The following is a 13,807-nucleotide window of genomic DNA, read 5'->3' as shown; positions in this document are numbered from 1 at the left end:
TAGTATGGAAAAAAATAATTACACACAGCAAATAAATATAACAGACGAATTAATGACTCGTATTAATGAGTTAATAAGTCATTATCCTGCTGATAAAAAGAAGTCTGCTTTAATACCTGTTTTACATGAAGTACAAGACGCTCATGAAAATTGGTTAAGTATAGAATTACAAAATAAAGTAGCCGAAATCCTAGAAATTAAGCCTATTGAAGTATATGAAGTAGTCACTTTTTATACCATGTTTAACACAAAACCTGTTGCAAAATTTATGTTTGAATTTTGTAGAACATCTTGTTGTGCAACACGTGGTGTGGAAGATTTAATGGATTATGCTTCTGAAAAATTAGGTGTAAAAGAAGGTGAAATTACTTCTGATGGATTGTTTCAATTTGTAGGCGTTGAATGTTTAGGCGCTTGCGGATATGCACCAATGTTACAATTAGGAGATTTCTATCATGAGAAATTATCAAAAGAAGCATTCAACCAACTTATTGATGATTGTAAAGCTGGTAAAATAACATTACACGATAAATAATACCATGGGAAGAAAAATATTATTAGGAAAAATTAATATTCCGGGTATCAAAACCTATGAAGTTTACCGTCAAAATGGTGGTTATGCCTCAGTGGAAAAAGCATTTAAAATGACTCCAGATGAAGTTACAGAAGAAGTAAAAACTTCTGGACTTAGAGGTCGTGGAGGCGCAGGATTCCCTGTTGGAATGAAATGGAGTTTTATTGATAAAAAATCAGGAAATCCTCGTCACTTAGTTTGTAATGCAGATGAGTCTGAGCCAGGAACATTCAAAGACCGTTATTTGATGGAATATATTCCACATCTTTTAATTGAAGGTATGATTACATCAAGTTATGCTTTAGGAGCAAACTTATCATACATATACATTAGAGGTGAATATATGTGGGTATATAAAACCTTAGAAAGAGCTATCAAAGAAGCTTATGCAGCAGGTTGGTTAGGTAAAAACATACAAGGTTCTGGATATGATTTAGACCTGCACGTACACTGTGGTGCTGGAGCATATATATGTGGAGAAGAAACAGCTTTAATCGAATCATTAGAAGGTAAACGAGGAAATCCACGTTTAAAACCACCTTTTCCAGCTGTTAAAGGATTGTGGCAAAACCCTACTGTAGTTAATAATGTGGAATCTATTGCGTCAGTGCCATGGATAGTATTAAATACAGGTACTGAATATGCAAAAATTGGGATTGAACGCTCAACAGGAACTAAATTAATTTCTGCATCTGGACATATTAAAAAACCAGGCGTTTATGAAATTGAATTAGGTGTTTCAGTTGAAGAATTCATAAATTCAGATGAATATTGTGGTGGTATGATAGACGATAGACCTTTAAAGGCTTTAGTTCCAGGAGGTTCATCGGTGCCAATTTTACCAGCACATTTAATTTATAAAACAGCTGCAGGAAATGATCGTTTGATGACTTACGAATCATTATCTGATGGTGGATTTGCAACAGGTTCTATGTTAGGTTCTGGAGGGTTTATTGTGTATAACGATACAACATGTATTGTTAGAAATACTTGGAATTTCTCTAGATTCTATCACCATGAAAGTTGTGGACAATGTACACCTTGTCGTGAAGGAACTGGTTGGTTAGAAAAAGTATTACACCGTATTGAGAACGGACACGGTCGCGAAGAAGACATCGAATTATTATTAAGTATTCAAAGCAAAATCGAAGGGAACACAATTTGTCCATTAGGTGATGCTGCTTCTTGGCCGGTAGCCGCAGCTATTCGTCATTTTAGAGAAGAATTTGAATATCATATTAGATTCCCTGAGAAAATTAAAAACAGAGATCACTTTGTGCATGAACCATTTGAAAAAGTGCGCCACTTAATAAAAAAAGAAACAGTTTAAAATAGTTTCAGGTTTCAAGTTTAAAATCCAATTTGGTAACATTGAATTTGAAACTAAACAAACAAAATAAAAAAATGAAAGTAACCATAGACGGACAAAGCGTAGAAGTAGAACCAGGAACAACCATCCTGCAAGCTGCACGTATGATTGGAGGCGAAAGTGTGCCACCAGCCATGTGTTATTATTCGAAATTAAAAGGTACTGGAGGAAAATGTCGTTGTTGCTTAGTGGAAGTAAGCAAAGGAAGTGAGGCAGATCCAAGACCAATGCCTAAATTGATGGCATCTTGTGTAACAGGTTGTATGGATGGAATGGAAGTGAATAGTAAAAATTCTGATAGAGTTACTGAAGCTAGAAAAGCGGTAACTGAGTTTTTATTGATTAATCACCCATTAGATTGTCCAGTGTGTGACCAAGCAGGAGAATGTAATTTACAAGATTTGAGTTTTGAACATGGTAAACCAGAAACTCGTTTTATAGAAGAAAAAAGAACATTTGAACCAGAAAATATTGGAGATAAAATCCAATTACACATGAATCGTTGTATTTTATGTCAACGTTGTGTGCAAGTGGCAGAACAATTAACCGATGACAGAGTTCATGGTGTTTTAAATCGTGGTGATCATGCCCAAATTTCAACATGTGTTTCTGCGGCTATTGATAATGAATTTTCTGGAAATATGATTGATGTTTGCCCTGTTGGAGCTTTAACGGATAAAACATTCCGATTCAAATCAAGAGTTTGGTTCAACAAACCTTTCAATGCGCATAGAGAATGTACAACACCTGGATGTTGTGGTAAAACTACACTTTGGATGTTTGGAAACGAAATTCAACGTGTAACAGGTAGAAAAGATCAATATGGAGAAGTTGAAGATTTTATCTGTAATACGTGTCGTTTTGACAAAAAAGAAGTTTCAGATTGGACTATTGAAGGACCTAAAAAGTTTGATAAAGATTCTGTAATTAATCAAAATAATTACACAAGAAAAACAGAAAAAGTAGTTATCAATACTGAAGAAAACATTTTACAAGGTAGAGAAGAAGACCGTAAGAAAATCAGTATGGCGGCTATTCCATTAAAAAATAATGACTCTAAATAAACAATGGATACGACTACATTTATAATAGAAAAAGGAACCATTATTGTCGTAGTTTTTGCTATAACAATGTTAATGGCAATGTATTCAACATGGGCAGAACGTAAGGTAGCCGCGTTTTTACAAGACCGTGTTGGGCCTAACCGTGCTGGTTGGGGTGGTTTATTACAACCGTTGGCAGATGGATTAAAATTATTTACTAAAGAAGAGTTTTTTCCAAATACACCTAATAAATTTTTATTTATCCTGGGTCCAGGAATTGCAATGAGTACTGCATTAATAACTAGTGCGGTAATTCCATGGGGAGATAAATTTCACATATTTGGAAAAGATGTTGTGCTTCAAGCAACAGATTTAGATGTGTCAATTTTATACATTTTTGGAGTACTATCAATTGGTGTTTATGGAATTATGATTGGAGCTTGGGCTTCAAATAATAAATATTCTTTAATGAGTGCCGTTCGTGCTTCTTCACAAATGATTTCTTATGAAGTTGCTATGGGATTAGCCATCATTTCAATTTTGATGATGACAGGTTCATTGAGTTTAAAAGAAATTACAATACAACAAGCTGAAATGAAATGGAATATTTTCTATCAACCATTAGCTTTTGTAATCTTTTTAGTTTGTTCATTTGCTGAAACAAATCGTACACCTTTTGATTTAGCAGAATGTGAATCAGAATTAATTGGAGGATACCATACTGAATATTCTTCAATGAAAATGGGATTTTATTTATTTGCAGAATATGCAAATATGTTTATTTCAGCAACAATATTATCAGTTGTATTTTTAGGAGGTTATAACTATCCAGGAATGGAATGGGCAGAGCAAAATTGGGGTGTAAATATTGCAAACATAATTGCAATTGCAGTCTTATTTGCTAAAATCTGTTTCTTTATCTTTTTCTATATGTGGATTAGATGGACAATACCTCGTTTTAGATACGATCAATTAATGAATTTAGGTTGGAAAATATTAATTCCATTAGCTGTTTTAAATATTATTTTAACAGGAATTGTAATGGTTTTATTTAATTAGGAAAAAATGGCAGTAGAACAAATATCATTATCTGGAAGAAAAAAAGTGGTTTCTAATAAAGAAATGACTTTTATCGAAAAAATATATTTGCTTACCATTTTGAAAGGGTTGTGGATTACATTGAAACACCTTTTTAGAAGAAAAGTAACTATCAAATATCCTGAAGAAATAAGAGAAATGAGTCCAGTTTATCGTGGACAGCATATGCTTATGCGTGATGACGAAGGTAGAGAACGATGCACTGCTTGTGGATTATGTGCTTTATCATGCCCTGCAGAAGCAATTACGATGAAAGCTGAAGAGCGTAAACCGGAAGAAAAGCATTTATATCGCGAGGAAAAATATGCTTCTATATATGAAATAAATATGCTTCGTTGTATTTTTTGTGGATTGTGTGAAGAAGCTTGTCCTAAAGAAGCTATCTTTTTAACTAAATCTAAAAAAATTGCAAATGCTGATTATAGTAGAGAAGATTTTATTTTTGGTAAAGATAAATTAGTGATGCCTTTAGAAATGGCAATTAATAATACAAAATCTAATACCGCAAATTAATTATGTTAGAAATAGTTTTTTATATATTATCTGCAATTACACTTGGAACCGCTTTTTTGACTGTTTATAGCAAAAATCCAATCCATAGCGCAATTTATTTAGTAGTCAGCTTTTTTTCAATAGCAGGGCACTATTTATTATTTAATGCTCAATTTTTAGCAATGGTGCATATCATCGTTTATGCTGGAGCTATTATGGTTTTATTGCTTTTTACATTGATGCTTATGAATTTAAACAAAGAAGACGAAGTTTCTAAGCCAATTTATATCAAATTTGCAGCTGTTTTCTCTGCTGGAATCTTAGCATTAGTTTTAATTTCAGCTTTAAAAACTGCTCAACCTGAAATGATTGAATATGTTTCTTCTAATGAGGATTATCAATCTATAAAAGTATTAGGAAAAGTCTTGCTTAACGAGTATATGGTTCCGTTTGAATTTGCTTCGGTTTTACTTTTAGTATCAATGATTGGAGCCGTTTTAATTTCTAAAAAAGAAGAAAAAATATAAGTTATGCAAAGTATTTTAGAACAAGTAGGGATTGGAAATTATATTATTTTATCAGCATTACTATTCTGTATTGGTGCTTTTGGAATTTTATATAGAAGAAATGCCATCATCATGTTTATGTCTATAGAAATAATGCTAAATGCTGTTAATTTATTATTAGTTGCATTTTCAACTTACCACCAAGATGCTTCTGGACAAGTGTTTGTGTTTTTTACAATGGCGGTGGCTGCAGCTGAAGTAGCTGTAGGTTTAGCAATTTTAGTTTCTATTTACAGAAACATTGGAAATATTGATATCGATAATTTAAAAAATTTAAAAGGATAATTCCTTATGAATACAACTAGTTTAATAGTATTACTTTTTGCTCCGCTAATTGGTTTTTTAATCAATGTGTTTTTTGGAAGAAAAATGAGTAAAAACCTTTCTGGTGTTGTAGGAACAGCGTCAGTTTTGCTTTCGTTTGTGATTACATTGTTGCTTTTTTTCAGTGTAAAACAACCTATAACGCTTCATTTATCTGAATGGTTTTCAATAGGGAAATTAGCCGTAAATTTTGATTTTGTTTTTGACCAACTATCTATCTTGTGGTTGTTGTTTGTAACAGGAATTGGGACGTTAATTCATATTTACTCAATTAGTTACATGCATGATGATGAAAATATGTATAAGTTTTTTGCTTATCTAAATTTGTTCATTTTCTTCATGATTACTTTGGTTGCGGGAAGCAATCTTTTAATTATGTTCATCGGATGGGAAGGTGTAGGTTTGTGTTCTTATTTATTAATCGGATTCTGGTATAAAAATCAAGATTATAATGATGCTGCTAAAAAAGCATTCATTATGAATAGAATAGGAGATTTAGGATTCTTAATCGGAATTTTTATTTTAGGTTTTGCTACAAATACACTTGAATTTTCTGGAATTCAGCAGGCAATTGATGTAGATGGAGTTGTTTCAACATCTGGTTGGTACTCAATTGCAGCGTTTTGTTTGTTTGTTGGTGCTTGTGGAAAATCAGCTCAATTGCCACTTTATACTTGGTTGCCAGATGCAATGGCTGGTCCAACACCTGTTTCTGCCTTAATTCACGCAGCTACAATGGTTACGGCTGGTATTTTTATGATTACTCGTATGAATTTCTTGTTTGATATTGCTCCAATTGTTCAAAATATTATTGCAGTAGTTGGAGTTACTACAGCTTTAGTTGCCGCATCTATTGGATTAGTTCAAAACGATATTAAAAAAGTATTAGCTTATTCAACAGTTTCACAACTTGGTTTAATGTTCTTAGCTTTAGGATTAGGAGCTTATCAAGTTGCTGTTTTCCACGTTATCACGCATGCTTTCTTTAAAGCTTGTTTATTCTTAGGTTCGGGTTCGGTAATTCATGCTTTACATGGCGAACAGGATATGAGAAAAATGGGTGGTTTAAGAGGAAGTATGAAAATTACTTATATTACCTTTTTAATTGCAACACTTGCGATTGCTGGATTGCCTCCGTTTGCAGGATTTTGGTCTAAAGACGAAATTTTATTAACCGCTTTTCATGAAAACAAAGTGTTATGGGTTTTAGCAACAATTGCTTCTATCATGACTGCTTTTTACATGTTTAGATTATTATACCTTACATTCTTTAATGAATTTAGAGGAACTGAAGAACAGAAAAAACATTTACACGAAAGCCCAAGTTTAATAACTTTCCCGTTAATAGTTTTAGCAGTATTATCAGCGTTAGGCGGATTAATTAGTTTGCCTTTTGGAAATAGTTGGTTGAATCATTATTTAATGCCAATTTTTGCTCACAAAGAGCATGCTGAGCATCATTTAGGAGCTACTGAATATGGCTTAATGGCTTTTGCGGTTTTAGGTGCGTTAATTGGGATAGGGATAGCTTATAATCTTTACATGAAGAAAAAAGAAGTTCCAACATCTGATGAAGTTCAAGGATTACACAAAGTGCTTTCAAACAAATATTATATTGATGAGATTTATATGGCAATCATTGTTACTCCAATATATGGATTAGCAAGTTTTTCTAAAAATTTCATCGAAAAGTATATTTCTAAATCTGTTTTTGGTTTAGGGAATGTAGTTTCAGTTTTATCAATACAAGGTAAAAAAGTACAAAACGGAAATGTTGGTTTTTATCTTTTTGCATTTGTATTTAGCATTAGCGCGTTTTTAATTTATTTATTTCTTATCCGATAATTTGATATTATGAACATAAGTATCGTATTAATTTTATTATTAGCTGGAGCAGCTTTCACTTTTTTTGCAGGAAATAAATTTGCATCAAAAATCGCTTTACTTGTTAGCGTTGCTTCTTTTGTATTCACATTATATGCACTTAATTTGTATCTTAACGGAGCAGATTTAAGTTGTAAATCTATTTGGATTCAAAATCCTAAAATTTATTTTTCATTAGCTGTTGATGGTTTGTCATTAGCGATGTTGTTACTAACTACAGGATTATTGCCATTAATTATTTTGTCGGGATGGGTTACAAAATTTGAAAATGAAAAAGCAATTTATAGTTTAGTATTATTCATGGCATTTGCTATGGCAGGAACTTTTTTAGCAGCGGATGGTTTGTTATATTATGTTTTTTGGGAATTAGCACTTATTCCAATATACTTTATTGCTTTATTATGGGGTAATGGTTCTTTAGAAGAACGTAAAAATGCAATTTTGAAATTCTTTATATATACTTTTGGAGGTTCTTTATTTATGCTTGTTGCCTTTGTTTATTTGTATCAAAAAGCAGGAAGTTTAGAAATCGAAAGTTTATATGCTTTGGCTTTAACTGAAACTGAAAAAACTTGGCTTTTCTTAGCGTTTTTCTTAGCATATGCAATTAAAATCCCTTTGATTCCTTTTCATACATGGCAGGCTAACACTTATAGTAAAGCTCCAGCAATTGGAACAATGCTTTTATCTGGGATTATGCTAAAAATGGGATTGTACAGTGTGTTGAGATGGCAATTACCAATAACGGATACTGCTGCAAAAGAATTCATGCCTTACATATTAGGAGTTTCAATTGCTGGAGTAATCTATGGAGCAGTATTAACGTTGAGACAAAAAAACCTAAAAAAATTATTAGCATATTCTTCGCTTTCTCACGTAGGATTAATTGCTGCAGGTTTATATTCATTAACAATTGAAGGATTTCAAGGAGCAGTTTTGCAAATGCTTTCTCATGGATTGGTAATTGTAGGATTGTTTTTTGTATCAGAAATTATTTTCAACAGATGGAATACTTACACTATTTCTGAAATGGGTGGAATTCGCTCTCAAGCAACAAAATTTGCTTCATTTTTTATGATTTTAGTTCTAGCTTCTGTTGCGATGCCTACTACTTTTAACTTTGTTGGTGAGTTTACAATATTGTACAGTTTATATAATGTAAATATTGGTTTTGCTATTGTAGCAGGTACAACTATTATTTTAGGAGCATTTTATATGTTAAGAATGTATCAGCAAACAATGTTAGGTGAAACAAATACAAAAGTTTTTGCAGATGTTACCATTGTTGAAGGTTTGGTTTTACTTGTTATTGTTGTATTAGTATTTTTCTTTGGATTATACCCAAAACCAATAATTGAGTTAATTACACCAAGTTTACAAAATATTTTAAATCAAATTAATTAAGAAAGTCAATTAAGAATGAATACATTAATAGCTATAGTAGGTTTAGGAGTTTTTTGCTTAGTAGCAGAGATTTTTAACTTTAGAAAAGCCATCATTCCAGTAAGTGTTATTGCTTTACTTGCTTTATTTGGTTTAACCATTACAGATAATTTGCCACAAGTAGCAGGAGATTATAGCAATATGATTGAAGAAACTAGTTTTTCTAAAACATTTTCTTCTTTATTTATTTTACTTACAGCATTATTGTTGGTTTTAAGTAATAATGTTTATAAGAATACTTCTAAAATATCGGATTTTATTTCTATTAAAATATTTATGCTTTCAGGAGCAATTGCTATGGTTAGTTTTAATAATATGGCCATGTTTTTTCTTGGTATAGAAGTGCTTTCTATTGCCTTGTATGTTTTAGCAGGAAGTCATAGACTTGATATTAGAAGTAACGAAGCAGGTATGAAATACTTTTTAATGGGGTCATTTGCTTCAGGAATTTTACTTTTTGGAATTGCTATGTTGTATGGTGCAACAGGAACTTTTGATGTGCCAACTTTATATGATGCTTCAATTTCTGCAAATACAGAGTACTGGTTTTATATTGGAGTTATTTTAATTACAATAGGTATGTTGTTCAAAATTGCAGCTGTACCTTTCCATTTTTGGGCTCCAGATGTTTATGAAGGCGCGCCATTAATTGTTACTGCATTTATGAGCACATTTGCCAAAGTTGTTGCAATGGCAGCTTTCTTTAAATTAATAACCATTTTAAATAGTTACATGGCTTATAGTTATGAAATTGTGATATTGGTTATTTCGATACTTTCTATGACTATTGGTAACATTATGGCATTACGTCAAAATAGTGTTAAACGTATATTAGCTTTTTCAGGAATTTCTCACGCAGGATTCTTGTTAATGACGTTGTTAAATATTGGAGCAGCGGCTAATAATTTATTGTATTATTCAGCTTCTTATGCTTTAGCAGGTGTTGCTGCATTTTCAGTTTTAATTTATGTGTGTAAAAATGAAGATGATGATAAAATTGATAATTTCAATGGTTTGGCTAAAAGAAATCCTTTGATGGCGGTTATCATGTCGTTAGCATTATTATCAATGGCTGGAATTCCTATTTTAAGCGGTTTTTTCGCAAAATTATTCTTATTAAATCAAGTTATTTCTGCTGGTTTCTTAGTGTTGGCTATTGTGGCTATTGTAAATTCTATGATTAGTGTTTATTACTATTTTAGAGTTATCCTTGCAATGTACACTAAAGACTCTGTGAAACAAGAAGTTGAACACGGTAGTGAATTTTATATTGTTGGAATAGTAGCAGCAGTATTGTTAATTGTGTTAGGGTTATTTCCAGATACAATTCTACATTTAATATAATTTTTATATAGATACAACAACGCTAACTGCGTTGCCACCAAAGCCTACAGCATTTACTAAAATCTTTTTTAGAGGTGTTGTAGGTTTTTTATTTGGATAAAACGGACTTTCAATTAAGGTGTTGTTTTGTAGCATCAGAATTGCCAATTCAAGACTTAACATTCCCGAAGAACCAAAAGTATGCCCGATTTTCCATTTATTAGTAGTCAATAATGGAATGTTATTTCCAAATACTTTTTCAATAGCTCTAAATTCTGATTGATCACCTTTAATAGTTCCAGGAGCATGCATTACAATTGCATCTATTTCATTTAAATTGATTCCTTCAATTGCCATTAACATAGATTTTTGAAAACATTCTGCTTCTGTAGAAATTGAAACATTGTGTTCTAATATTTCAGTAGCGTAGCCAATTCCTTCGATGTATGCAATGGCATTTTCTTTCACTCCATTTTCTATACAGATAACTGCTGCTCCTTCTCCAATTACTAGAGTATTTTGTTTTTTAGATAAGTTTAAGGCTTGACAAGGGAATTCACTTTCGTTTTTTGAATAAATTCCTAATGCTTGCATTTGTGCAATTGTAAAAGGTGTCAATGGAGCTTCTGTGCCGCCGACTAAGAATTTATCCACCATTCCAGCTTGTAGCCAGGCAATACCATTTAAAAGCGCGTGTAGTGAAGTTGAACAAGTGATTGAATGAGAAACTTCGGGGCCTTTTACTTGTAAATCGTGAGAAACCCAACTTGATAGGTTGCCAAGTGTTGTAGTTGGCGAAGCTAATGTGCTTACTTTATCTGTTTTAATAAATTCTTCGTGGTGTTTTTCAAACAATTCTGTAGCTCCTCTTGAGGAACCTATATTGATGCCAAAAAAATCTGCTTTTGTCCATTTTGCAGTTGCAACTGCTTTTCTTGAAATCAATATTGCAAATAAAACCGAATTATCTAAGTTTTTATATTTATTGTCGGAATTTCTTAATCGTGTGATTTCATCTGCTACTTCAATAGGAATAGACGCAACTAAAACATCTTGATGGTTTATGCATTTTTTTTGGATACAACTCTTTTTTTGGTTGTAATTTTTCCATATCGAATCAATTTCTGAACCTAATGTAGAAATGGAAGCAAAACCAGTTATGGCAATTTTTGTTTTCAAGGTATTGGGGAATTATAACTATAAATTACAATTGAATTTGTCTTTCAATTTGTTGGTCTAATGAAATAAAAGTTTCTGTTCTAGAAACACCATCAATAGGTTGTATTTTTTTATTTAGTAATTGCATTAAATGTTCGTTGTCTTTACAAATAATTTTTATTAAAATGCTCCAATTTCCTGTAGTATAATGACATTCAAGTACTTCGGGGATTTTTTTTAATTCTTTAACTACTTCCGGATTGCTTGATGCTTTTTCTAAATAAATCCCTATGAATGCAGCAGTGCTATAGCCTAAAACTTTGGTGTCAACCACAAATTTAGAGCCTGAAATAACACCTGCTTGTTCTAATTTTCTCAATCGTTGATGAATTGCCGCTCCCGAAATCCCAATTTTATTTGCAATTTGCAGAATAGGTTTGCGAGCATCTTCCATTAAATCACGAAGAATTTCTTTGTCAATTCCGTCAATTTCAATCTGTAGCTGATTTATTTTCATTTTAACTTATTTGAAAGTAAAAGTACAAAATTAGTTATAATTGAAACAAAAAAATCCGATTTCAATTAAAATCGGATTTTATAACAAGATTTAAAAATTAATTCTTCACATTCAAAGGATTGTAGCCTAAATAAGGAGCTTCAGTTTCCTTGAATAGTACACCATAACTTTCTAATTCTTTTAGAATTGGAGTGTAAACTTCTTTTGTAATTGGTAATTGAACTCCAGGGGTTGAGATTTCTTTATTTAAAATTTTTAAGGTTGCAATAGCGACAGGTAATCCAACAGTTTTTGCCATAGCAGTATAAGTTTGGTCGTCACCAATGCAAACCATTGTAGAATCAATTTGTTTCTTTTCACCATTTAATTCATAGCCAAATTTATGATACATTACAATCATGTCTTTATCGTTTGGTTGTAATGCCCATTTTTCTGCTAATATTTTTTCTAATATTTGTGCTGGAGTTGCTTTAACTAATCCTACTTTTTTATCAGCATTAAATAAATCTAATTCAACTAACTTGTCCCAAATAATATCGTCTTGGTCAATTTTTTGAGCATGACGCAATTTGATTTCTACAGTGTCTGTTGGATGATAAGGTAAGAATGAATTCGTAAATTCACGATAGGTCATTTCTTCCGAATTATCAATAATATATGAATCATCTGTCATTCCAAGTTGTACTAAAATATCCCATGCTCTAGAATATCCTACACGTCTAATTGTTCCGCGATAACAAGTTAAAGCATTGTCTAAGCCATAAACGCTTCTGTATTTTAAAGAATCTCTGTTAGCATAAGCTTCAAATCTTCCATAACCTTCAACCTCTAGAAATTCAGTTCTTCTAAATAATTTTGAGTATGGAATGTACTTGTAAGTTCCTTCTTGAATAAATTTTGCAGCTCCACCTTGTCCTGCCAACACAACATTTCTTGGATTCCAAGTAAATTTATAATTCCATAAATTAGTATCGCTTTCTGGGGCAACTAATCCGCCACAAAATGATTCAAATAAGATTATATTTCCACCTTTGTCTCTAATTTCATCCAACACTTTCATGGCACTCATGTGATCAATCCCTGGATCAAGACCAATTTCGTTCATGAAAACTAAATTATTTTCTTTAGCAGCAGCGTCTAATTCTTGCATTGCATTGCTGATGTATGATGCAGTTACCATATGTTTTTTATAGACAACACAATCTTTAGCAACTTCTAAATGCAAATGAGCAGGTAACATTGAGACAACTATATCAGCTTTTTGAATTTCGGCTTTGCGTTGGGTTTCATTAAAGATGTCAAACGCAATTGCTGTAGCATTTTTGTGATTGCTAGTTTTTTGCTTCGCTAAATCTTCTGATAAATCGCCAATAGTAACATGGAGATTTTCCTTTTCAGAATGATCTAACAAATATTTTATAAGCGATGAAGCAGAACGACCTGCTCCAATGACTAAGACATGTCTCATTTTGTGTGTATTGTGGAAATATCACACGAAGATAATAAAATGTTATATTTATAAAAATAATTTCCCTATTTAAGTTATAATTTAACATTAAAACTTTTGCTATCTTTGGTCGAAAATTTTAAATAATGGACAAGAAAATTCTTTTAGTGGCAGCTTTCTTAGGGCTTTCGGCAATAATTTTAGGTGCTTTTGGAGCCCATGCTTTAAAAAAAGTGCTTTCTGTAGAACAATTACAATCTTTTGAGGTGGGTGTGCGTTATCAAATGTATCACGCTTTGTTTTTATTGTTTATTGCAGTGTTCACTTTTTTAAGCGAAAAAGAACGTTTGGTGATTTTTTGGTTAACAATAATTGGGGTGTTGTTTTTTTCAGGATCTATCTATTTATTATCTACAAATGGGGTTACAAATTTAAAAACTAAATTTTTAGGACCTATTACACCAATAGGAGGAATGTTCTTGATTTCGGCTTGGAGCTATTTATTTTACTCGGTTTTAAGTAAAAAATAATAAATTAAAACGCTATCTGAAATTAAATTTATAATTTTG

General features: G+C 31.9%; 14 protein-coding genes. 11 read left to right on the top strand and 3 right to left on the bottom strand.

The genetic code is table 11. From position 1 onward, the window contains the following. Positions 1-4: 4 nt before the first annotated feature. The 10 genes from G4L40_RS00750 (at position 5) to G4L40_RS00705 (ending at position 10,137) form a co-directional block, all read left to right on the top strand. On the top strand, positions 5-535 hold the full coding sequence (locus G4L40_RS00750; RefSeq protein ID WP_166235040.1) for a complex I 24 kDa subunit family protein: 531 nt from the start codon (positions 5-7) through the stop codon (positions 533-535). Between the two features lie 4 nt (positions 536-539). Beyond that, positions 540-1,904, top strand: coding sequence for an NADH-quinone oxidoreductase subunit NuoF (gene nuoF / locus G4L40_RS00745; RefSeq protein WP_166235038.1), 1,365 nt, complete (start codon positions 540-542; stop codon positions 1,902-1,904). A gap of 74 nt (positions 1,905-1,978) precedes the next feature. Beyond that, the gene (locus tag G4L40_RS00740) at positions 1,979-3,007 is read left to right on the top strand and encodes a 2Fe-2S iron-sulfur cluster-binding protein (RefSeq protein WP_166235036.1); all 1,029 of its coding nucleotides are present in this window, start codon (positions 1,979-1,981) and stop codon (positions 3,005-3,007) included. 3 nt (positions 3,008-3,010) lie between these two features. Next, the gene (gene nuoH / locus G4L40_RS00735; RefSeq protein WP_166235034.1) at positions 3,011-4,045 is read left to right on the top strand and encodes an NADH-quinone oxidoreductase subunit NuoH; all 1,035 of its coding nucleotides are present in this window, start codon (positions 3,011-3,013) and stop codon (positions 4,043-4,045) included. Between the two features lie 6 nt (positions 4,046-4,051). Continuing rightward, positions 4,052-4,597 (top strand): NuoI/complex I 23 kDa subunit family protein, encoded by a 546-nt coding sequence (locus G4L40_RS00730; protein WP_166235032.1) that lies wholly within the window; start codon positions 4,052-4,054, stop codon positions 4,595-4,597. A gap of 2 nt (positions 4,598-4,599) precedes the next feature. After that, a complete protein-coding gene (locus tag G4L40_RS00725) occupies positions 4,600-5,103 on the top strand; it encodes an NADH-quinone oxidoreductase subunit J family protein (protein WP_166235030.1) in 504 nt (167 codons plus the stop codon). Between the two features lie 3 nt (positions 5,104-5,106). Next, positions 5,107-5,427, top strand: coding sequence for an NADH-quinone oxidoreductase subunit NuoK (gene nuoK, locus G4L40_RS00720; protein WP_166235028.1), 321 nt, complete (start codon positions 5,107-5,109; stop codon positions 5,425-5,427). A gap of 6 nt (positions 5,428-5,433) precedes the next feature. Further along, positions 5,434-7,311 carry an NADH-quinone oxidoreductase subunit L gene (gene nuoL / locus G4L40_RS00715; protein WP_166235026.1) on the top strand — a complete coding sequence of 626 codons (1,878 nt, stop codon included), beginning with the start codon at positions 5,434-5,436 and terminating at the stop codon, positions 7,309-7,311. Between the two features lie 9 nt (positions 7,312-7,320). Continuing rightward, positions 7,321-8,754, top strand: coding sequence for a complex I subunit 4 family protein (locus G4L40_RS00710; protein WP_166235024.1), 1,434 nt, complete (start codon positions 7,321-7,323; stop codon positions 8,752-8,754). Positions 8,755-8,769: 15 nt separating this feature from the next. Further along, on the top strand, positions 8,770-10,137 hold the full coding sequence (locus G4L40_RS00705; RefSeq protein ID WP_166235022.1) for an NADH-quinone oxidoreductase subunit N: 1,368 nt from the start codon (positions 8,770-8,772) through the stop codon (positions 10,135-10,137). 3 nt (positions 10,138-10,140) lie between these two features. Here G4L40_RS00705 and G4L40_RS00700 read toward each other — a convergent pair whose 3' ends face one another. From G4L40_RS00700 to G4L40_RS00690, 3 genes are all read right to left on the bottom strand, one after another. Next, positions 10,141-11,295, bottom strand: a complete 1,155-nt coding sequence (locus tag G4L40_RS00700; protein WP_166235020.1) for a beta-ketoacyl synthase N-terminal-like domain-containing protein — start codon at positions 11,293-11,295, stop codon at positions 10,141-10,143. A 25-nt stretch (positions 11,296-11,320) separates the two neighbouring features. Then, positions 11,321-11,791, bottom strand: coding sequence for an Lrp/AsnC family transcriptional regulator (locus G4L40_RS00695; RefSeq protein WP_166235018.1), 471 nt, complete (start codon positions 11,789-11,791; stop codon positions 11,321-11,323). Between the two features lie 97 nt (positions 11,792-11,888). After that, complete coding sequence (locus tag G4L40_RS00690; RefSeq protein ID WP_166235016.1) at positions 11,889-13,259, bottom strand: saccharopine dehydrogenase family protein; 1,371 nt, start codon at positions 13,257-13,259, stop codon at positions 11,889-11,891. Between the two features lie 125 nt (positions 13,260-13,384). Between G4L40_RS00690 and G4L40_RS00685 the strand changes: the two genes are divergently transcribed. After that, entirely contained in the window at positions 13,385-13,768 is a 384-nt protein-coding gene (locus tag G4L40_RS00685; RefSeq protein WP_166235014.1) for a DUF423 domain-containing protein, read from the top strand. The last annotated feature ends 39 nt before the right edge of the window (positions 13,769-13,807 follow it).

The sequence above is a fragment of the Flavobacterium celericrescens genome (assembly GCF_011392075.1).
Lineage (GTDB): Bacteria > Bacteroidota > Bacteroidia > Flavobacteriales > Flavobacteriaceae > Flavobacterium > Flavobacterium celericrescens.
The sequence above is the reverse complement of the archived record's forward strand: the minus strand, read 5'-3'. Positions and strand labels throughout refer to the sequence as shown.